The organism is Flavobacterium sp. LM5 (assembly GCF_002017945.1).
GTDB lineage: Bacteria > Bacteroidota > Bacteroidia > Flavobacteriales > Flavobacteriaceae > Flavobacterium > Flavobacterium succinicans.
In genome coordinates this window covers 1,128,593-1,151,218 of sequence record NZ_MUFX01000001.1, presented here as the reverse complement: position 1 = coordinate 1,151,218, position 22,626 = coordinate 1,128,593, and the positions used below count along the sequence as shown (strand labels likewise).

19 protein-coding genes and 1 pseudogene are annotated in these 22,626 nt (G+C 37.6%); 1 reads left to right on the top strand and 19 read right to left on the bottom strand.

Features of this window, described 5'->3' with window-relative positions; all coding sequences use genetic code 11:
* Window positions 1-40: 40 nt before the first annotated feature.
* The 19 genes and pseudogenes from BXU11_RS04900 to BXU11_RS04805 all read right to left on the bottom strand — a co-directional run bounded on the left by BXU11_RS04900 (window position 41) and on the right by BXU11_RS04805 (window position 21,808).
* Window positions 41-1,153: an EpsG family protein gene (locus BXU11_RS04900; RefSeq protein ID WP_078211200.1), complete on the bottom strand. Its 1,113-nt coding sequence runs from the start codon at window positions 1,151-1,153 to the stop codon at window positions 41-43.
* Window positions 1,143-2,360 carry a glycosyltransferase gene (locus tag BXU11_RS04895; protein WP_078211199.1) on the bottom strand — a complete coding sequence of 406 codons (1,218 nt, stop codon included), beginning with the start codon at window positions 2,358-2,360 and terminating at the stop codon, window positions 1,143-1,145. Before BXU11_RS04895 ends, BXU11_RS04900 begins: the two co-directional genes overlap by 11 nt.
* Before the next feature lie 10 nt (window positions 2,361-2,370).
* Window positions 2,371-3,513 carry a non-hydrolyzing UDP-N-acetylglucosamine 2-epimerase gene (gene wecB, locus BXU11_RS04890; protein ID WP_078211198.1) on the bottom strand — a complete coding sequence of 381 codons (1,143 nt, stop codon included), beginning with the start codon at window positions 3,511-3,513 and terminating at the stop codon, window positions 2,371-2,373.
* Window positions 3,514-3,643: 130 nt separating this feature from the next.
* Window positions 3,644-4,029, bottom strand: a pseudogene (locus BXU11_RS04885) (GxxExxY protein).
* Between the two features lie 57 nt (window positions 4,030-4,086).
* Window positions 4,087-5,205, bottom strand: a complete 1,119-nt coding sequence (locus BXU11_RS04880) for an NAD-dependent epimerase/dehydratase family protein (protein WP_078211197.1) — start codon at window positions 5,203-5,205, stop codon at window positions 4,087-4,089.
* Window positions 5,202-5,456: a winged helix-turn-helix transcriptional regulator gene (locus BXU11_RS18575; RefSeq protein ID WP_223253705.1), complete on the bottom strand. Its 255-nt coding sequence runs from the start codon at window positions 5,454-5,456 to the stop codon at window positions 5,202-5,204. Before BXU11_RS18575 ends, BXU11_RS04880 begins: the two co-directional genes overlap by 4 nt.
* Before the next feature lie 170 nt (window positions 5,457-5,626).
* Window positions 5,627-6,088 (bottom strand): WxcM-like domain-containing protein, encoded by a 462-nt coding sequence (locus tag BXU11_RS04870; protein WP_078211195.1) that lies wholly within the window; start codon window positions 6,086-6,088, stop codon window positions 5,627-5,629.
* A 392-nt stretch (window positions 6,089-6,480) separates the two neighbouring features.
* Window positions 6,481-7,512 carry a polysaccharide biosynthesis protein gene (locus BXU11_RS04865; protein ID WP_078211194.1) on the bottom strand — a complete coding sequence of 344 codons (1,032 nt, stop codon included), beginning with the start codon at window positions 7,510-7,512 and terminating at the stop codon, window positions 6,481-6,483.
* A 4-nt stretch (window positions 7,513-7,516) separates the two neighbouring features.
* The gene (locus BXU11_RS04860; RefSeq protein WP_078211193.1) at window positions 7,517-7,933 is read right to left on the bottom strand and encodes an adenylyltransferase/cytidyltransferase family protein; all 417 of its coding nucleotides are present in this window, start codon (window positions 7,931-7,933) and stop codon (window positions 7,517-7,519) included.
* Between the two features lie 572 nt (window positions 7,934-8,505).
* Window positions 8,506-8,991, bottom strand: a complete 486-nt coding sequence (locus BXU11_RS04850; protein WP_078211191.1) for a UpxY family transcription antiterminator — start codon at window positions 8,989-8,991, stop codon at window positions 8,506-8,508.
* Between the two features lie 578 nt (window positions 8,992-9,569).
* The gene (gene rfbB / locus BXU11_RS04845; protein WP_078211190.1) at window positions 9,570-10,616 is read right to left on the bottom strand and encodes a dTDP-glucose 4,6-dehydratase; all 1,047 of its coding nucleotides are present in this window, start codon (window positions 10,614-10,616) and stop codon (window positions 9,570-9,572) included.
* A gap of 825 nt (window positions 10,617-11,441) precedes the next feature.
* Window positions 11,442-12,731, bottom strand: a complete 1,290-nt coding sequence (locus tag BXU11_RS04840; RefSeq protein WP_189318503.1) for a nucleotide sugar dehydrogenase — start codon at window positions 12,729-12,731, stop codon at window positions 11,442-11,444.
* 968 nt (window positions 12,732-13,699) lie between these two features.
* Window positions 13,700-15,091 (bottom strand): UDP-glucose 6-dehydrogenase, encoded by a 1,392-nt coding sequence (locus BXU11_RS04835; RefSeq protein WP_078211189.1) that lies wholly within the window; start codon window positions 15,089-15,091, stop codon window positions 13,700-13,702.
* An 80-nt stretch (window positions 15,092-15,171) separates the two neighbouring features.
* On the bottom strand, window positions 15,172-16,146 hold the full coding sequence (locus BXU11_RS04830; RefSeq protein ID WP_078211188.1) for an SDR family oxidoreductase: 975 nt from the start codon (window positions 16,144-16,146) through the stop codon (window positions 15,172-15,174).
* On the bottom strand, window positions 16,146-18,614 hold the full coding sequence (locus BXU11_RS04825) for a polysaccharide biosynthesis tyrosine autokinase (RefSeq protein WP_078211187.1): 2,469 nt from the start codon (window positions 18,612-18,614) through the stop codon (window positions 16,146-16,148). Before BXU11_RS04825 ends, BXU11_RS04830 begins: the two co-directional genes overlap by 1 nt.
* Before the next feature lie 15 nt (window positions 18,615-18,629).
* Window positions 18,630-19,430 (bottom strand): polysaccharide biosynthesis/export family protein, encoded by an 801-nt coding sequence (locus BXU11_RS04820; RefSeq protein WP_078212073.1) that lies wholly within the window; start codon window positions 19,428-19,430, stop codon window positions 18,630-18,632.
* A 59-nt stretch (window positions 19,431-19,489) separates the two neighbouring features.
* Window positions 19,490-20,119, bottom strand: a complete 630-nt coding sequence (recR, locus tag BXU11_RS04815; protein ID WP_078211186.1) for a recombination mediator RecR — start codon at window positions 20,117-20,119, stop codon at window positions 19,490-19,492.
* 78 nt (window positions 20,120-20,197) lie between these two features.
* Window positions 20,198-21,346, bottom strand: a complete 1,149-nt coding sequence (locus BXU11_RS04810) for a DegT/DnrJ/EryC1/StrS aminotransferase family protein (RefSeq protein ID WP_078211185.1) — start codon at window positions 21,344-21,346, stop codon at window positions 20,198-20,200.
* A gap of 96 nt (window positions 21,347-21,442) precedes the next feature.
* On the bottom strand, window positions 21,443-21,808 hold the full coding sequence (locus BXU11_RS04805) for a CoA-binding protein (protein WP_024981537.1): 366 nt from the start codon (window positions 21,806-21,808) through the stop codon (window positions 21,443-21,445).
* 153 nt (window positions 21,809-21,961) lie between these two features.
* Between BXU11_RS04805 and BXU11_RS04800 the strand changes: the two genes are divergently transcribed.
* The gene (locus tag BXU11_RS04800) at window positions 21,962-22,588 is read left to right on the top strand and encodes a MarC family protein (RefSeq protein WP_024981536.1); all 627 of its coding nucleotides are present in this window, start codon (window positions 21,962-21,964) and stop codon (window positions 22,586-22,588) included.
* Window positions 22,589-22,626 lie beyond the last annotated feature (38 nt).

The following is a 22,626-nucleotide window of genomic DNA, read 5'->3' as shown; positions in this document are numbered from 1 at the left end:
CTTGGGTTCAAAACAATGATAAAATACTATGTATTTTATATTACTCATAATGTTTACCAAGTTTTACTTCCTCCCAAAAAAAACTATACGGCTCTCCATTCTGACTACTTTTTAGAAATAGTAAAATCAAAACAAATAAGGTAACAATTCTTACTCTTTGATGTATATCTTCAGAATAGAATTCAAAAGACCTTATAATTTCAGGCACGAATATTAGCATGAAAATGGAGAAATACTGCACAACGCGCATCATTGATGGATTTATCCAAGTCAAGGGTAAAAACAACAATGCCAAGGCAAAAGCATTGAAGTAATTTTGAGTATTACTATTACTTTTTAACAAAATTTTTTGTCGTATCAAAGCAGTAATACAAATTAACAAAAAGATAGCAGAAAATGTGAATGTCCCCGCACCTTCAAATTGATCATAACCTTCATAACCACTAATGGATTGGAAAAAGGCAGCAAGCAAATCTCTGGTACTCATAAACAATGGAAATAATAGCAATGTTGAAATAAAAATAATCTTTGGTTTTTTTATTCTACAAACAAAATAAAAAAGAATAAAAATCAAACTAGATTTGTGAAGTGTTGATGCGATTAGAATTACAATTAAAAAAGGAATAATTTTCCTTTTTTTAATGAATTCAAAACTTAACAAAGTTAAAGCTGTAGCTAAAGTTTGCCTATGTCCAGTAATGGAAAAAAAACCGTAAAATAAAACGGAATAGATTACAAAAGCTAAAATTACATCTTGAAGCTTAGTAGTATTCTTTAGTATAAAATTACCTAAAGAAACAAAGAACAATATTGCTATTATAACCAAAAAAATTTGATAGCTATCGCTAATAGTAGAACAAAACTTTTCAAAAACTGGAAAACCTGGATCTTTACCAATGTCATATTTATAATATTCGCTTACAATTTCCCAAACATCATCCCAAGACTGATTTTTTGAATTTTCGAAAGAATTAAAATACGCATAAGTATCAGCCCCAACAGCTACATTTCGCAATCCAGACTGTAAGATTAAAATAAAGCAAATCACCCAAATGTATTTTTTCCGATTTAAATAATTATTACAATCATTCTTTCTAGAATAATGAAAACCTATGATTAGAATAAGTAATATAACGAAAAGATTAGTTACCATAACTCATACCTTTTTTATAATGTAAAATCGTGTTTTCTACATTAGTTTTTAAGTCAAAATCCTGCGTTACCTTATCAACACAGCTCTGAGAATAGAACTTCTTAGTATGGGCTTTCACTTTTAGTAAAGAAGCGTTAACTTGTTCAATATTGCGCTTTTCGACAACGTAACCACAACCTTCATCTACTAGCTCAGGACAAGCCGTTGCATCATAAACTATGGCTGGTGTGCCGCAACTCATCGCTTCTGCGATAACTTTACCAAAGGTATCTTCAGTAGAGAGATGAACGTAAACATCGGCAACCGAATAGGCTATAGCGAGTTCTTCGTTACCATGTAAATAATCGATATGAATACAATTTTTCGGCACCAAATTGGGAGACGCCACATTTCCGACTAAAATTATTTGTGAATCACTATCGATGATTTGCGCTAATTTGAGGGCATCTTGCCATTTTACATCTTGAGCATGCCAGCTAGCACTTACCAGAATAATTGTGAATTTCGAACAATCTATACTATACTTTTTAATAAAATCATCATTCCTGCTTTCTTTAAAGATACTGTGCTCAACCCAATTGTAAATGGTACTAATTGGATATTTTTTTAAGAAAGAACGCGAAGCTTCTTGATTAAGCCAATGTGAAACGGTAATAACTTGAAGATTTTGTAAACCTATTAACCATTTCTTTTTATCATTAAACATTTCTTTGGAATAGTCAAAAAACAAACTTGGTGGATAACTAGCTAACTGCGGACACTGCTTGCATTGTGTTTCCCACTTGTAGCAATTTACATCTGTGTAATGCGCACATTTACCAGTAAAAGCCCAACAATCATGAAGTGTCCAGACAACAGGTTTTTGCACTTCAATAAGGTATTTAAATAAAATTTCTAAATTCAAATAGTTACCATGTAAATTATGAAGATGTATAACATCTGGATTGTAAGAACGTAAAAAATCAACTAATTTCTTTGTGCCTCTTTTTGTAAAATACCCTTGCTTACCAAACAATCTTGAACCTACATTGTGCAAATGATTTTCTAGTTTGGTACCTATTTTGAATTCATTTTGATACCCCCGCGAAACCTGACCGTACGCAATAAAACATTCATGACCTTGACGCTCCAATTCCAAAGCAATATCTACACAGATAGAACCTGTGCTGCCATAACCAGAAACCGAATTAATCATTACTACTTTCATAAAATCCAATCTAGAATGTGTCACTCCAAACCACACGTTTCACATAGTCCGTATAACTCAAAATAATACGTACCATTTTTTCGGAAACATTCGGCATCGAATAATCGGCTACTTTTCTAAAATTACGTTCTCCATCTATGTTTTGGGTTTGTACTTGCAACAAACCTTGCAAGATGCGCTCGGGACTCAAACCTACCATCATTACCGATGCTTCTTCCATAGCTTCAGGACGTTCGTGGGCTTGACGGATATTCAAGGCTCTAAAATTCAAAATAGAAGATTCTTCCGAAATGGTACCACTATCAGACAACACAGCATAAGAACGCATTTGCAAAGCATTGTAATCATGAAACCCTAGCGGTTTTAAGAATTGTATCTCAGGTCGAACTTCCACCTTCATTTTTTCAATCATATTACGGGTACGTGGATGCGTAGAAACGATAATAGGCATTTTATAGGTATCCGCAATGGCATTCAAAGCCGTCATCAAGCCCATAAAATTTTTCTCAGAATTGATATTTTCTTCTCGATGTGCCGAAACTACAAAGAACTTTCTTTCTTCTAAGTCTAATTTCTCCAACACCTTCGACGCTTCAATTTGTGGCAAATAATGATGCAATACCTCAAACATAGGCGAACCCGTTTTAATGATTCGGTCGGCTGGCAGGCCTTCGCGCAACAAATATTCTCTAGCAATATCACTATAGGTTAAATTCACATCCGAAACGTGATCCACAATCTTGCGATTGGTTTCTTCTGGCACCCTTTGGTCAAAACAACGATTCCCCGCTTCCATATGGAAAATAGGAATATGGCGCTTTTTAGCAGGAATCGCACACAAACAAGAGTTGGTATCCCCCAACACCAAAAAGGCATCCGGTTGCACTTCCGCTAACAATGGGTCAATTTTAATCAAAATATTCCCCACCGTCTCCGTAGCCGTTGCACCCGCAGCCTCTAAAAAATAATCCGGCTTGCGCAATCCCAAATCCTCAAAAAAGATTTGATTCAACTCATAATCATAATTCTGTCCTGTATGTACAATCACATGTTCTATGGCTTCAGAAGCATCTAAGGCGGATAATACTCTTGATAATCGTATAATTTCTGGTCGGGTTCCTACGACCGTCATCACTTTTAGTTTTGATTTCATATGTATTTTTTTCACGCAAATTCTTCCATTTATAGAAAAAATGCATTCATAATTTATTTTTAATTTACAAACAAGTTACAGCACGCAGATTAAAAGGATATAAAGGAATTTACGCACTGGGAAATATTTATTAATCCTGATAATAGTTGTTAATAATCCTTTTTGTGTTTTCATTTATATCATCCGAATTGAAATTAACAAGAATTCCAATTTCCTTATTGGCTAATTTAAGATAGGTCAATAACTGTTTATAATGAACCTTAGAAAACTCCTCAACCGATTTTAGTTCTATGATAATAGAATCTTCTACTAAAATGTCTATCCGAAAAGCAATTTCCAAAACTACATCGTCATACAAAACAGGTAAGGCTACTTGATTTTGTGCCCGAACACCTTTTTTTGAAACTCATGCATTAAAGCTGCCTCATACACAGATTCCAATAATCCCGGACCAAGAGTATTATATACCTTAAAAATACACCCTCTAATTTTATAAGTTATGTCATTCACTTCCATAAAAAATCTTTTCAATCCTTAAAATCTGAGTGACCAAAAAACAAGCAAAACAAATTTCTAAACATTCTCAAAATACGTATCCCCATCCTCCGGATCATAAAACTCATTGATCCAAAAATTAGTATACAATACCTCGTCTCCTATATTCTTGATGTTGTGGGTGTACCAAATTGGCATATCGACATAAGCCGGCTCCTCACCGTCCAAGTAAAAATCCAACACCTCATCCGTGCCAATACGACGCAATTGAATCAAGGCTTTACCTTTGATCACCGCAAAACGCTCGATTTTTCGAGTGTGGTAGTGATTTCCTCTCGTGATACCTGGAACAGTAGTGGAGAAAGACACCTGACCTCCGACTCCCAATCGAATAATTTCTACGAAAGCCCCTCTAGGATCGGTATGCTGTACAAACTTTACTGGAAAATGATTCTGAATATCCATATAACAACGATACGTATTGAACAGATTCAATTCAAATTTGGAATGTAAAGTTGGGATTTCTCCTTTGTCTTGGTACAAGCTTTTATAGCCTTGTAGCAATGACAGCAATTCCGATACTTTGGCTGTATGTGTATGGGGCACTACATAAGCGGGAGTCGTTTTACTTTCTCTGATTTTTCGAAGAATTTCGCTGACCAACTCCCCTACATATATTAGATTCAATTCACCATCCACTTGGATTTGTGGTGTTTCTCCGTGCGATATTTGATGTGAAAAAGTAGCAATGACAGAATTGTAATAAGGATGTCCAAAGGGACCAAACACGTTGGGTATAATCAAGCCCGTAAAGGGTGCTCCAGATTCATTTGCCCATTGCATTAAAAGCTCCCTTCCAACTTTTTTGGACTTGCCATACAAATTATCACGTTCTTCTTGCGAGGAAGAGGACAACATAACATGTGGTTTCGAACCTGTCCTTTGAAGCGCTGCTATTAAAGTTTCTACTAATCCCACATTAGTATCATACAAAACCTGCGGGTCATTATGACGATTCATCGCTGCCAAATGCACTATAACATCACATTGTTCCACAAAACGATCCAACAAATCGTCGGTTTTAAAAAAACTGATATCGTATGGGACCCTTTCAAATTCCTCAGAAAAAAGTCCAATCGTATTGTATAAATGCGTCCCGACAAAACCTTCTTGTCCAGTAATTCCTATTTTAATCATATATCTGTCTTAATAATATTCCAATAACCGCCTTTTGTTCTTCCAACACGTTCTAGCATATTGGATGCTTTAAGCTTTTTTAAATTACCCTCAATTTTACGTGAGGAAATCCCAACGAATACCGCCATTTCCTTAGCAGAGCAATAGGGATTATGTTGAATACATTCTAGTATTTTTCGTTGATTTTGGGTAATTCTTTCTCCGACCTTTTCAATGTTTTCAGCACTTATCTTCTGAACATCATAATACAATTTCCACAAAAAACCCAAAGCCTCTTCAGAAAAGTTCCAGTTGATAAATTGATTACCTACTTACCTCTTTTTACTTTCACCTTGGCTCTTCTCACTTTTGTCTTGACTCTTTTCACTTTTGCCTTGGCTCTTTTTACTTTTGCCTCTTCTCACTTCTGCCTTAGCTCTTCTCACTTTTGTCTTGGCTCTTCTCTCTTATGCCTTGGCTCTTGAAAATAACTACCATCAAATCGATATTCATCTTGAATCTCGCCTAATAAATAATCGGACATCACTAATAATTTTGAAGATTTTTCTTGTGATTGGATGCTGGAAACGTATCCAGGAGGCACGTGTAAAACATCCATTTTTTGAGCATCTAAATGAAACTCAAACTGTTTGAAATTAGTTGAAGGAGTATCCCAATTGTCAATAGCAATAAGTACAATTTTAAAAGCACCTTGAACAACTGAAAACCAGCGTTGCTCAATTTTATGTCCCTGCCATCCACGAACAAATTCTGTATCTGTATTCTGAATATAATAAATTCGCTTGATCCCTAGTGCATTAAAATCATTGTTATAAAACAACTGTCCTCTTTGATCACTATGAACATTCCCTTTTATTAAAACAGGCGCTATCTTAGTACTCATATATAATTTAAAATAGTACAATTAATCACTTCTATCCGTTCCCTCTATTTTTAAAAAAACTGCGCCCATCTGCGAAAGGTGCGCGCTTCTTAAAAAATCAACCAAACTCCACTTTAACCGCCTCATCCGCGTTCCAAAACAAACAAATCTGCTACAATCTGCAATATCTGAGTGCTATTAAAAAAATCCGTGTAAACCCGCTCCATCCGCCTCATCCGCATTCCATCACACACACAACACACAAAAAATATCTGAGTCCATCTGCGAAATCTGCGTGCCACTTTAAAAGAACCGCTTCATCCGCGTTCCATCACACACAACACACAACACATAAAAACACTCAACATCTGCACCAATCTGCGAAATCTGCGTGCTAACTTCACAGCAGCTACTTAGACCAACAACTGATCTATCTCCTCACCCAGCACTTCTTTTCGAATAAACGGTAAGTTGCGTAGCAGTTGCACCATCCCCTCAACATCCATTTGTTCAGTATTATGAGAATGGTAATCCTCTATCTTCGACATATCCACTTCCCCTTCTGTGAAATACTGATTGTAATTCAAATCTCTATTATCAGCTGGGATACGGTAGAAATCCCCCATATCCTCTGCTTTCATCATTTCCTCTCGGGTACACAACGTTTCGTATAACTTCTCTCCGTGTCGTGTGCCAATAATTTTCACTGTAACTTCCGATTGACACAAACGCATCAACGCTTCTGCCAAATCGCGTATGGTTCCAGCAGGCGCTTTATTCACAAACAAATCCCCTGGGTTTCCGTGTTCGAAAGCAAACAATACCAACTCCACCGCCTCATCAAGCGACATCAAAAAACGGGTCATGTTCGGATCGGTAATTGTCAAAGGTTGGCCTGCTTGAATCTGCTTCACAAATAGTGGAATCACAGACCCACGCGAAGCCATCACATTCCCATAACGGGTCAAACAAACAGTGGTTTGATTAGCATTCCGAGAGGCTGCTACGGCCACTTTTTCCATTAAGGCTTTCGAAATTCCCATTGCATTAATTGGATAAGCAGCTTTGTCGGTACTCAAACAAATCACTTTTTGTACCTGATGGGCTACTGCCGCATCAATCACGTTTTGTGTTCCTAACACATTGGTTTTGGTCGCCTCCATAGGGAAAAATTCACAAGAAGGCACTTGTTTCAAGGCAGCCGCATGGAAGACATAATCTACGCCTCGCATAGCACGCTCTACACTAGCATAATCACGAACATCTCCTATGTAAAATTTTAATTTTTCATTCTTCAATTGAATGCGCATGTCCTCTTGTTTTTTCTCATCACGAGAAAAAATACGAATTTCACTGAAGTGACTGGTATGCAAGAATCGATTCAATACGGCATTCCCGAAAGAGCCTGTACCACCAGTTATTAAAAGTACTTTATTATTAAACATATAATTATTTTTTTTCTTTTTCTACCACAACTTTCCTTAACCCTGAACTCGAAAATCGATGGTCTCTGGTGTTGAAATACAATTCAATTCCTTTAGCTTCGCAATACATACGGCCCGTAAAATTTTGTTCTCTATATTCATCGCCTACTATACGAACATCAATTTTAAAGGAACATAAAATATCTTCCAAATCTTGTTCCGTAGCATAAGGCACAATTTCATCCACAAAGCGACAGCCTTTCAATTGAATGTATCGTTCCACTACAGTCTGCACAGGTCGATTCTTTTCTGGTCGGTCTAAAGTGGGATCCGTTTGCAAACCCACAATTAAATAATCACATTGTCGCTTGGCTTCTTCTAACATTTTAATGTGCCCAGCGTGTAATAAATCAAAGGCACTAAAGGTGATTCCTACTTTCATTTTTTTAGTTGTCGGTTGTCGGTTGTCGGTTGTCGGTTGTCGGTTGTCGGTTGTCGGTTGTCGGTTGTCGGTTGTCGGTTGTCGGTTGTCGGTTGTCGGTTGTCGGTTGTCGGTTGTCGGTTGTCGGTTGTCGGTTGTCGGTTGTCGGTTGTCGGTTGTCGGTTAAAGTCTCGACTACGCTCGACTTTACATTTCAGCGTTCAGATGTAGCCTTTGACATGATATCCCCCATTTCACCTCTCACTTCTCACTTTTCACTTCTAACCTCTCACTTCTCACTTCCTTCCACGGCTTCGCCACTGTGAGTCCCATACAAGACTCCCTATTTAAATTTTTTGCGAATTTAAGACAAATAAACAAGAATTGTAGGCTTATTTAAAACTTAAATTCGTGTTTTTTTTATTGACTTAAAGGTTAATTCGTTAACTGATTTACGGTTGAATCGTTTAATTGTTTAATTATTTAATTGATTACCTTAATTATTGGTGAACTGTTTAATCATCTAACTTTACAACCAATTAACAGCTTACAATTAAACAATTAAACAGTTAACCGATTACACGAATAAACGATTAAACAGTTAAACCCTCCCCCCTTTTTCTCTCCACCCTCAACACACATTCCAAAGCCTCCAAGACTAACACATAACTACTATGCTTCACTTCTTGTACTATGGCCACTTGATCTTTGAACATCCCTTGTTCGAGTACTATGCGATCTCCGGGCTGCCAAGCAGCCACTTCGACATCAAAGTCCTCGGGACCCGACAACCAATGTTGTAACGATTGCATCTCCAGATCTCTAACGATGGCCGGTTTACCTAACCAAAACAAATAGCGTAGCACCCCCACTACTGCAAAAACGGCATTTCGATCTTTCTCCTCCAACTGTACAAAGACGTAGGAGGAAAACAGCGGCACTTCCACTTTCTTTTTGCGATCGCTCCATTGTTGCACCTTCACTACCGTCGGGCAATAGGCAACGATACCCATCCCCACTAGCTTATCAGCTACTTTCTTCTCCCATTTGGGCTTTGTATAGAGTACGTACCAGTTCATCTGAAAAATTGTTTATTGTTTTTGGTTTGTAGTATATTGTTTTTTATTTTCAGTTTTAAGGTCATTCATACTACATACTGAACTTAAGTTCAAGACTCATAACCAACTTTCTCTGCTCCCAAATACTCTCAATACCTCCCTCTTCTTCAGTTCGAGTAAATTTGAAATGCGACAGCCTTTTAAATCATATCGAGACGTCAGTTCGAGTGTTTTAATTGCCACGCGATAGCGAAGGCGATTAAAATGTATCGAGAACGACGCTGCACCTAAACGCCCTCAACACCTATCGGTTAGTTCGAGTGTTTTCTATGCACTGCGACAGCAAGGTATAGAAAATGTATCGAGAACCTTTCGTGCACCCAAACGTTCTCGATACATTTTTAAGAAAAGGCTACCGCATTTTCCTAAAAACACTCGAACTGACGTGGTGTGCAGCTTTGGCAAGTCAATAAGTCTTTTTTTCTGTTCCCTTTCAATACTTTTAATCTCTAATTTCTAACTTCCCCATTTGATTGGGGCAAAACGAAAACTTTACCACACAACTCACAACCCAGACAACTCACACCCCTCACAACTACCTACAAATACTGATTTTCATAATACGAAGCATACGCCCCCGAAGTCACGCTATTCAACCACTCTTGATTGCTCAAATACCAATCGATAGTTTGTTCTAAACCTTCTTCAAAAGTAACCGACGGCTTCCAACCCAATTCTTGATTGATTTTATTGGCATCGATAGCGTAACGTAAATCGTGTCCTGGGCGATCTTTAACATAAGTGATCAAGGCCTGAGACATCCCTTCTGGGCGACCCAGTTTTTGATCCATTAATTGGCAAAGTACTTTTACCAAGTCGATATTTTTCCATTCATTAAAGCCACCGATATTGTAGGTCTCGTGATTTTTTCCCTGATGAAACACCAAATCAATAGCTACAGCGTGATCTTTCACGAACAACCAATCACGGGTATAATTCCCATCGCCATAGACAGGCAAGGGCTTATTATTAATTATATTATTAATAAAAAGTGGAATCAATTTTTCAGGAAAATGATAGGGGCCGTAGTTATTAGAACAATTGGTCAATACATACGGCAAGCCATAGGTTTCGCCATACGCACGCACAAAGTGATCCGAACTCGCTTTAGAAGCCGAATAAGGAGAATTCGGATCGTAAGGGGTCGTTTCGGTGAATAAGCCTTCTGCTCCCAAAGTACCATACACCTCATCGGTCGAAATATGATAAAAACGTTTCCCTTCAAAATTATCTTTCCACAGATTTTTAGCAGCATTCAATAAAATCATGGTACCGAAAACATTGGTTTTCACAAAAGACAACGGATCCGTAATCGAACGATCTACGTGAGATTCTGCAGCCAAATGCAAAACACCATCAAATTGATGCTTGGCAAACAAGTCGTTAATAAAAGTCTCATCCGTAATATCACCTTTCACGAAAGTGTAATTAGGCGATTTTTCAATATCCTTAACATTCTCTAGATTCCCAGCATACGTCAAGGCATCTAAATTAAAAATATGATACTCCGGGTATTTCGTCACAAAACGACGCACCACATGCGACCCAATAAACCCCGCTCCTCCTGTAATAACAATTTTTTTCATTTTTTATCTAGTTTCTTTTTTAGTGTTCTATATTTAATTTGAGTTGAATCGTTTATTTGTTGAATTGTTTAATCGTTGAACTGTTAAATCGACTATTTGCTTCATTGGACAAATGGTTAACTGATTATTCGTAGTAACGTTGAACTCTTAATCCTTGCTAATTTTGCATTAAACGCCACAACCTATAATTGACAACAACAAACCCTCACCCTCTTGCGTTACCCTTGGCGTTCTTTGTGGTTAAACCTCCATCAAAACCCATAACCAAGAACCAATACACAAAGCAAACACTCCTTAGCGAACCTTGCGTAACCCTTTGCGTTCTTTGCGGTTAAACCTCCATCAAAACCCATAACCAAGAGAACCAATGCACAAAGCAAACACCCCTAAGCGAACCTTGCGTAACCCTTTGCGTTCTTTGCGGTTAAACCCCGCCAATATCTAACGACTCACACCCTAGTTAATCTCCTCGAGTAGTTAGTTTTGAGCCAAGTACCATCGAGGCCTCATACAACTAAACAGTCTTCTTTTTGACTCCCTTTGGGGTCGGCCCCAATGTCATTAAGTTAAGAGATTTTAGATTAAAGAGTAACGATTCTGGATTTTAGATTTTGTGCTAATAAATAAAAAAGACTAATTTTTTCAATGGTTTACACATCAGAAATCAAAAATCGTTATTCAAAAATCAGCAATCAAATTGTTGATTATTCCTTAACTTAATGACATTAGGGTCGGCCAAAACGAAAACTAACTCTTCATCCTCACTGCTCACTAAGGACCATTCACTATTCACTAATTACTAATTACTATTCACTATTCACCACCCTACAACTTTCCATCAACAGACACTTGCAACACCCCTTTCACATCATACAACACACTTTTTTCTTTTCGCAAAGCGGTATAGTCCATAGTTAAAAAAGCTTCATGAGCCACTCCCAAAACAATACCATCGAAAGCCACTTTGGGCAAATCAGTACTAGTGACCAAGTTGTACTCGTGCGCCACCTCAGCAGGATTGGCCCAAGGATCGTAAATCGTTACGGCAATACCATAATCTTGAAAGGCACGAACGACATCTACAATTTTGGTATTGCGTACATCAGGGCAATTTTCTTTGAAAGTGATGCCCAGCATTAAAACGCTAGCACCATTGATCACCACCCCTTTTTTGATCATTAACTTCACTACTTGCGAGGCCACATATTCACCCATACTATCATTCAAGCGTCGTCCAGCCAAAATAATTTCTGGATGATACCCTTTCTCTTGGGCTTTTTGTGCTAAATAATAGGGATCTACTCCAATGCAATGACCACCTACCAAACCGGGTTTGAAGGGCAAGAAATTCCACTTGGTACCCGCTGCTTTTAATACGGCACTGGTATCAATGTCTAATAAATTAAAGATTTTAGCCAGTTCGTTAACAAACGCAATATTGATATCTCTTTGGGAATTTTCAATCACTTTGGCTGCTTCGGCTACTTTGATAGACGGGGCCAAATGCGTACCGGCTATAATAACCGATTGGTATAAGGCATCGACTTTTTGTCCAATTTCTGGAGTGGAACCAGAGGTGATTTTTAAAATTTTCTCAACCGTATGTTCTTTATCCCCAGGATTGATACGTTCGGGCGAATAACCTGCAAAAAAATCAACATTGAATCGTAAACCCGAAACGCGCTCCAATACAGGCACACATTCCTCTTCGGTAACACCGGGGTAAACAGTAGATTCATAAATAACCACATCCCCTTGCTTAAGGACCTGTCCAACGGTCGCACTCGATTTGTACAAAGGAGTCAAATCCGGACGGTTATTTTTATCCACAGGCGTAGGAACCGTCACAATATAATAGGTGCAATCCGCAATGTCATCCATAACATTAGAACACAGCAAACCTGTTGAAGCGGACTCAAAATCAGCAACCAAAACCGATTGCAGCACAGCATCCGACACCTCTAAAGTACTATCCGTACCCCGACGTAATTCAGCAATTCTCCCTTCATTGATATCAAATCCTACCACTTGGTACTTGGTAGCAAAAAGTCGCGCCAACGGCAATCCTACGTAGCCTAACCCTATTACGGCAATTTTTATTTTTGTATCCACCATTTTATTTTTTTTAGCTGTAGCTCACCAGAAACAAGCTACTTCAATTTCTTTTTTTGGGGCGTTACCACAAGGGTCGGGCTTTCCGCTACAATCTTTTTGAGGCCGAAAAAGCCTCAAAAAGGATTTCCACTCTAATCCCTAACGCAGCAGCCGGTAGTCCTCAAGACGTCTAGTTTATTAAAACCAAAACATCCCTGTTCCACACCAGCGTCTGCAAATATAAGAATTTCATAACAGCTAAAACCAGTTATTAACCAGCGCCAAAAAAGGAAAAGGTTGCACTCCATTGCCCTGGAATACAACCTTCTGTTTTTGAAACACTAACATCCTTTGATTCCTTTTTAAATAAATAAAAAATCACTAAAAGTAGTGAGACCACATCCGGCAAGGAATCACCGAATTAATACTGATTATTTTACATTTTACACCATCAGATTACTCCTTAAACAAATTAGCGATCAAACGATCAACCAATTAAATTTTATAACTAAACCACTATGGACTAAAAGTCAATAGATTTGGTTTGGCAGACTTAAAGTCTGCAAGGTTGGAATATAATTTAACCGCAGATTCGCAAATTTTTATAATTATTAATTTTTTAAAATCTGCGAATCTGCGGTGTAAAAATTTTTAGAAGCTAAAGCGAGATGCACTGAAAGCGCATAGTTATAAACTCTATTTGAGACCAATAAAAAATCAACTTACTTTGAAAACACCACCCCTTCAAAACAACATCAAATACTATTTTTTGAACAATTTCAATAGAAATAGACCTTACCTTTCATTTGAAAAAGAGCAATAAAAATGAGCTTTAGCCATTCTTAATTTTACATTTTACAAAAAGCGAATAGAAATCAATTAGTGTGTAGTGAACACATCTCAAAACTAACATCTCAAAACCCACATCTCAAAACTCACAACTCACAACTCCACAAACAACAAACTATTAACAATAAACCAACCAAATCCTACGCCCCAATTCCACAATACACAAAACCAATGGCTCTCATCTGATCGGCATCTAAAATATTTCGGCCGTCGAAAACAAAAGCAGGTTTTTGCATGCTATCATATATTTTTTTCCAGTCATAGGTTGTAAACTCATCCCATTCTGTTAGTATCGCTATAGCATGTGCGTTTTCACAGGCTTCATAAGCAGAAGAAGCGGCTGCAATCTGACGACTATTTTGCTCCGAAGTTCTGGAGTCTAAGTAATCCAAATCAGCTAACATCTTTTTGAACGGCACCTTTGGATCATATACCGAAATAATAGCCTCTTCATTAATCAAATCGTCAGCCACATAAATAGCGGCAGATTCTCTAGTATCATTGGTATCTTTCTTGAAGGCCCAACCTAAAAACGCGATTTTTTTACCGGCTACCGTATTATATAAAATTTGCACTATTTTATTAGAAAAACGTCTTTTCTGATGATCGTTCATGATGATCACTTGCTCCCAATAATCGGCCACCTCATGCAAACCATACGATTTAGCAATATAGACCAAGTTCAAAATATCCTTCTGGAAACATGATCCTCCAAACCCTACTGAGGCTTTCAAAAATTTGGGTCCAATACGACTATCCATTCCGATCGCTCGAGCCACCTCGTTCACATCTGCGCCTGTTTTTTCACACAATTCCGACATCGCATTGATAGAAGAAATACGTTGCGCTAAAAAGGCATTAGCTGTTAATTTCGATAACTCGGAAGACCAAACATTAGTGGTCAAAATCTTCTCGGGTGCCACCCAATTGGCATACACATCTACCAAAGCTTGAATCGCTTCTTGCCCTTGAGCCGTAGTATCGCCACCAATCAAAATGCGATCCGGATGCAAAAGATCGCTCACGGCAGTACCTTCTGCTAAAAACTCTGGATTGGACAAAATTTGAAATTGCACACCATTGCCCGTATTGTCCAGAATACTTTTTATCGCCTCAGCCGTACGCACAGGCAAGGTCGATTTTTCAACTACAATTTTATTGTCTTTGGCAATCTTAGCAATCTGGCGAGCACACAATTCAATATATTTCAAATCAGCTGCCATCCCTTTTCCTTTACCATAGGTTTTGGTAGGGGTATTCACCGAAATAAAAATCATTTGAGCTTCATCAATGGCTTTTTCCACTTCAGTTGAAAAAAACAAATTACGTCCTCTGGCTTCCTTGACGATCTCGGCTAAACCAGGCTCATAAATAGGAATAGTATTCACGTCAGCATTATTCCAAGCCGCAATACGCTCTTGGTTTAAATCGACTACAGTAACTTGAATTTGTGGGCATTTTTGTGCTATAACCGCCATCGTTGGCCCTCCAACATATCCGGCTCCTATGCAACATATTTTTGTAATTTTCATATATTCATTTTTTCATTTCATTTCTTTCATCTTTCTTACTTCTCACATTTCACTCCTCGCTAATTACTAATCACTAATTACTAATCACCAAGATTCTCCCAATACCATTGTACGGCTTCTTTTAATCCTTCTTGTAAAGAAAACTTCGGATTATAGCCCAGCAATTGCTTGGCCTTATCAATGCTCGCGAGTGAATGGGGAATATCACCCGCACGATTAGGGCCATACGCTATGGCAACATCTTGTATTCTTTCGTCTAATTCGCCTAAATACAATTTCAAATAGCCAACCAAATCATTCAGCGTATTTCGATCCCCAAAAGCGGTATTAAAAACAGTATTAATCGCTTCCGGATTGGTAGTCGTCATGGCCAATTCATTCATCTGAATCACATTGTCGATATAGGTAAAATCTCTGGAATAGTTCCCATCGCCATTAATCACAGGGCTTTCCAACTGCATGAACTGCATCACAAATTTTGGAATCACTGCAGCATAAGCTCCTTTAGGATCTTGCTTGCGTCCAAAAACATTAAAATAGCGCAAACCAATGGTTTCAATGCCGTAGGTTTTTCCAAAAATCTCGGCATACAATTCATTTACATATTTCGTAATGGCATAAGGAGAAAGTGGTTTCCCTATCACAGCTTCCACTTTAGGCAATCCTTGGGAGTCTCCATAAGTAGACGAACTAGCGGCATACACAAAACGTTTTACTTTAGCGTCTCGAGCTGCAACCAACATATTTAAAAAACCTGAAACATTCACCTCATTGGTAGTCACAGGATCTGCAATGGACCGCGGCACAGAACCCAACGCTGCTTGATGCATTACATAATCTACATTTTGTACCGCCAAAGCACAATCGCTAGGATTCCGAATATCACCTTCTATCAAGGTAAAATTACTATCGCTTTCAAAATCCGAAAGATTATGTCGATGTCCCGTGGCAAAATTATCCAAAACAACCACTTTGTATCTCTTAGACAAAAAATACTCCGTTAAATTAGAACCTATAAATCCAGCGCCTCCGGTAATTAAAATTGTTTCACTCATTACACTTTTCTTTCCTTTTTCAACCAATCCCATATTTTTTCAATCCTAGTTTTCGGAATTTCCTTTTCATGGTATCCAGCTGCGTACGAGTTATTCCCATAGCCATAACCGTAGCCATAGCCATAACTGGTGCCGTATCGCGCTTTGTTTTCAAAACCATTCATTATAATGCTGGTGTTTTTTAATTCACCTCGTTTCACCCTATTGTTCAATAGCGTAATCATATCTTTTTTGGAAAAATTTTGTCGCACAATATACAACGTGACATCACAAAACTGATCCAACTCCAATGCATCCGAAACCAAGCCAACTGGAGGAGTGTCAAGGATAATATAATCATAGCGTTGTTTTAATTCCTCGATTAAATCGCCCATGCGTTCGCTGATGATTAGTTCCCCAGGATTAGGAGGAACAGGTCCCGATATAATTACATCTAAATAAGGGATCTCTGTTTTGTTTACTACTTCATCTAACCCATTTTGATTGATTAAATAATTTACTACTCCCCTAGAATTATTAAGATTAAACTCGTCAAACAACTTCGGTTTTCTCAAATCCAAACCTACTATCACTGTCTTTTTCTCGCTTAATGCAAAAACAGTAGCAATATTGATTGAACAAAACGTTTTCCCCTCGCCACTTACTGAAGAGGTTATCATAAGTGTTTTGGCGCCATCAACATTTTGTTTTTTATATAAAAATTGCAATGAGGAGCGAATGGCTCTAAAAGATTCTGACAAAGCCGATTTAGGCTTTCTAAATACTGCTAAGTCTGACTTTTCATTATTTACGCCAATGACACCAATGATAGGGATTTTGGTGAGACTATTTATCTCATCGGTATTCTGGATAGAATTATTGATGAAGAAAATCACTAAAACAACCACCAAAGGAATCAACAATCCTAAAAAGAAAGCCAGAACATAATTTACAGAAGTCTTGGGACCAATTAAACCACCTCCAACATCTTTGGCTGGATCAATAAAACGAATATCAGATAAATTAGCAGCTTTTACGATATCAGCTTCGGTTCGCTTTTGTAAAAAGGTATTGTAAATATTATCATTTAAGTCATATTTACGTTTTATTTTAATCAACTCTTGCTGATCATCGGGCAATTGTTTAATCTCATTTTCAGAAATGCCAATTTTACTGTTAATGGTAGCCAAATCATATTGTAATGATTGTTTTGCTGTTACTATATTTTCGAGCAAAACATTCTTAACAGCCATCATCTGATTGTCAAAATCTTTAAAAATCTTCTCGCTCTTTACCGCATAAGCCATTTCGGAACGTTGTGTAGACAAAGCAATCAATTTAGAAACATTAACCACAATGTTAGGATCTTCAATTCCAGCTACAGAAGGTGCGGGAAGCTTTGAATAATCTACACTATTTTTCAAATAGGCTTTTAGCGAATTGTAATACGCCATTTTTCGTTCAATTTCATCTTTCTGCACATCGTACTCTAGAATTTTGTCCGAAAATTTGGCACCACCATCCTCAATATTAATAATATTTTTATCTTTTCTAAACGCTTTCAATTCATTCCCCGTTTCTTTCAATTGCGATTCCATAGACACCAAAGTACTGTCAATAAAAGCAATAGTATTGGTCGCAAATTGATTCTTACTATCCAATTGTCTCTTGATCAACATTTTTACGGTAGCATTCAAATAATTTACCAATCGCGCTTTATTGGTGCCTTGGAGACTTAAGGTCAAAATAGAACCTCCTTTGTCATCGGCCTTGATGCCGATACCACGATAATTAGCAACAGTACTATCAAAATTATTGAAACGAACAAAATACTCATTCCCTTTATAAAATCCAGGATTCTCATTGATTTGAAGACGCCAGTTTAAAAAAGGAAGTTGTACCGCTTCTCCAACTTTGTAACGCTTTTTGAATTCACCATTGGCTACAGCGGTGTTGGACATGGTATTACTTGCATAATGAAATAAAGCAACCGAAGACCCTTCGAAAGGAATTTTAATTTCATATTCCGACTCCGACAAAAACACGATACTAATTAGGGTTCCTGCCAACTGTCCTTTGTTTTTATCTAATTCTAATCGAAAAGGGACCGCTCCATAAGCATCCACTAAATTGTATTCGCCTTGGACTAAATAGTCAATATAATATTGCAATTTTTCGACTACCAATTCGTTATGCGAACGAGACTGCAAAGTAGTGGTTACCGTTTGTACTTTGTCTGAAACTCCGCCCCAATTAAAAGTTAAGCTAGTATTAGAGGTAAATAAAGGATTGTTCTCCTCTTTTACGGAAATCAAAGTATCTAAACCGTAGATTTTTTCTTTTCTAATATTGACTTGATAAGCAACAAAAAAAGTGATCGCCAAACTGATCAAAAACCACTTCCAATAACCTGCAATTTTTATTAAAAGTCCTTTAAAATCAAATGTAGATTGATTTTCAAAAATAGAGAAGTCTTTTAGATCAAGCATTTCACAAAAATGAATTTAATTTTTTAATAATAAGAAAGTAGTAGTTACCAGAGACAATACTGTAATTATGGTACCTAAGGATTCAAGACCCGTTCTACCTGTACCCCAAGATTTTTGTTTTAATGGTTTTACATAAATATAATCATTGGGCTGCAAATAATAATAAGGAGAATAAATTACATTTCTATCTGTTAAATCTAAGTTATGCATTTCGACTCCAGTAGGTGATGTTCTCATGATGGTTACTTCTTTTCGATTTCCTACCATGGTGATATCTCCAGCATTGGCAATGGCTTCTAGTATATTGACTCTTTCTTGAAATAGCGTTTTGGTTCCTGTACTCCCAACTTCACCATTAATCGTATATCGAAAACCAGACAACTTAACATTTACGAAAAGATTCGCTTCTTTATTGAAGTATTCTTCCAACAATTGTTTTTCAATTTTTACTCGTACTTCTTCTACAGTAAAACCCAAAACATTAATTTCTCCCAAAATTGGCATACGAATGTTTCCGTGATCATCCACTCTAAACCCATTAAAATACAAACCACTTTCAGAGTTTTGATTCAAGTCCGCATCCCCATTTTGTGTACTAGCATTAAAAATAGCTACTAATTTAGGATCTATTGCCTTAAGATTAATGCTCAAAACATCATTGGTTTGCAAGCGATAAGGCTTAGATTCCGAGGCAATAATTGCTTTTTCAGGCGACTCAGATTCTTTTTGCTGTAAATAGGTTAAATCTTTGATGGGAATACATGAAGTAAAAAGCAAACTACTCATTATCATCAAAAAGCCAATCGATTTGTTCATACTTTTAATTTTGTTACAAATATAGTTTTTCATGGACAATTAAAGGGTGGTCAAAAAAGTTAATTAGACCCCGAGGTTTTGAAAGAAGATTCGAAAGGAACCCTTTGTAAAATACTTCTTCCAAGCGTCACTTCGTCGGCATATTCTAACTCATCGCCAACAGCAATACCTCTTGCAATAGTAGAAAACAATATACCAGTGCTGGCAATTTGTTTGTATATATAAAAATTAGTGGTGTCACCTTCCATGGTAGAGCTAAGGGCAAAAATCAATTCCTTAACTTGACCTAGTTTGACCTTTTCAACCAAAGAACTAATAGTCAATTGGCTTGGCCCAACACCATCTATAGGCGAAATTTTTCCGCCCAAAACATGATATACTCCTTTGAACTGCCCTGTATTTTCGATAGCCATTACATCCCGAACATCTTCAACCACACATATTAACTGATGATTTCTAGACGTATTGACACAAATCTGACACAATTCTGTATCCGAAATATTATGACAGTTCGAACAAAACTGAATGTCGTTGCGCATACTCGTTAAGGCTTCGGATAAAAACTGCACTTGATCTTTAGGTTGTTTCAACAAATGTAACACCAATCGCAAGGCCGTTCTTTTTCCAATTCCTGGCAATTGTGCCATTTCGCCAACCGCTCGTTCTAATAATTTTGAAGAAAATTCCATGACAACAAAAATACATTATATAATCAAAAAACCCTAGTTATAAGCGCAAACAAGCCCTGTTAACTCTCAATTCATCCTTTACAAACCAACATATTCTGTTAACAATTGACCTACACAAGAATGAATCTTATTGAGGCTTGCTGCATCGAGACTAGAACTGGAAGGCAAACAAAGTCCTGTTGCAAACAAATGCTCCGCCACCTTTCCACCATAATACGGATACGCACAAAACACCGATTGCTGATGCATGGGTTTCCATAAAGGACGTGTTTCAATAGCTCTTTCTTCCAAAAATGTCCTAAAAAAAGTTGGAGTCAAACCTTTCGTAAGTTGAGCGTCGATTAAAATAGCCGACAACCAATGATTCGAAAAATAATCCGCATCAGGCTCTGAAAACACAGAAATACCAGCAACTTCATCAAAGTTTTCTTTATAAAAAAAATGATTTGCCCGCCTAGCCTCAATTCGATCTTCAAGAACTTCCATTTGCCCTCTACCAACAGCAGCAGCCATCGCACTCATAGTATAATTGTATCCCACTTCATGATGCTCATAATGAGGCGCCTCTTCTCTAGCTTGCGAAGCCAAAAAAACAGCTCTTTCTTTTTGCTTCTCATTAGCCACCAAAATAGCTCCTCCACTTGACGTAGTAATAATCTTATTGCCGTTGAACGAAAAAACACCCAAATCACCCAGCGTACCACAAGGCCTTCCTTTATATCGACTTCCCAAGGCTTCGGCACTATCCTCCAAAATCGGAATCGAATATTTTGCGGCAATCGCTTGAATACTGTCCGCCTGAAAAGGCATCCCGTATGAATCCACAACAATAATTGCTTTAGGCTTCTTGCCTTTTTTCATTCTATCCTTGATGGCAGTTTCCAAGGCCTCAGGACACATATTCCAAGTCAAGGGTTCGCTATCCACAAAAACAGGTGTCGCTCCCAGATAAAAAACAGGATTCACCGACGCCGAAAAAGTAAAAGTTTGACACAACACTTCGTCTCCCGCTTGAACACCCAAAAGCAAAAGCCCCAAATGCAAAGCCGAAGTACCAGAATTGGTCGCGCAAACCAGCATTTCAGTATCCAAAAAACGCGCTACATCCTCTTCAAAACCCTGTACACCAAGACCACCCGACGTGATTCTCTTGCTCTGCAACGCTTCTTCAATGTACCGCAACTCTTTGCCACTAGGATGCGGCTCCGAGAGATAAATCCAATCCATAAAGTTGCTTAAAGTTTAACATTACAGCAGCACAACAAAAAAAAAGAAAAGCATTTGAAACAGCCCAAAAAAGCGCAAATCAACCAACATCGTCCCTTAATATTGATTAGTCGCCAACAAGACCAAAGTACAAGCCACTTCAGCCTTAATACCGTTCAACTCCAACAATTGATACAACTCTGGATTTTCAGTCCCAGGATTGAAAACTACTCGTTTGGGTTGAGCCTCCACAATGTAATTATAATAATCGCGTTGTCGCGCAGGATTCAGATACAAAGTAACAGTATCAATATTTTTCAAGGGAATCATTTTGGTACGGATTTTCACTCCCGCTACTTCGCCAGCATTTTGACCAATAGCCAATACCGAGTGTCCTTTTTCTACCAACATCTGAATCGCTTTGTAAGCATACTTCTCTGGCTTAGAAGTAGCACCAAGCACCACCGTTTTTTTATTTTTTATCATTTGAATAAGAATATTTTGCAAAAGTAATCAAAAATTCAGCAGCACTCTGACAATTAACCTATGGTTTTCTGACGATTCATAAACATTAAAATAACAAAGGAGTAAAAGCTATCTTAGTAAAAATTGTAGCTTTGTGTAAAATTTTACAATATGGAATTATTCATTTATCTCTTTGCTGCGTTATTTTCTGTACTCAATCCCATCGGAACTGTGCCTATTTTTGTAGGACTCACACAAGAAGACTCTCCTGCAGAGCGAAACAGACTCTCCCTTTGGACCGCCATTAACGTCTGCATCATCCTAGTGGTTTCTTTCTTGATCGGACAATATGTACTTACTTTTTTTGGCATCAGCATCGACTCCCTCCGAATTGCAGGAGGCATCGTAATTGTAAGTTCTGGCTTTTCTTTACTATCCGGAAAATTCAACAAAAAAAGAGGAATTAACAAAAAAATAGAAAACGAAGCCCATAAAAGAAACGATATTGCCCTAACCCCCTTGGCTATTCCAATGCTTGCTGGACCAGGATCAATGTCACTACTCATCGCTTTTTACAACCAGCATAATTCTACAACAGAAATCATTATTGCCATCGGATCCATCGTCGCTATCTCGATTACTATTTTTGGCATTCTAAGAAGTGCTCATTTTTTAGCCAGAGCTTTAGGTGCTTCTGGTATCGTTGCGATCTCTAGAATTGTTGGTTTTATTGTTATCGCTATTGGAATAGAATACATTATTAGCGCTTTGATCAACATCTTCAAAGCTAATTTTTAAAATATAAAGACAAAAAAAAGTCAGCCATCGTGAAAATG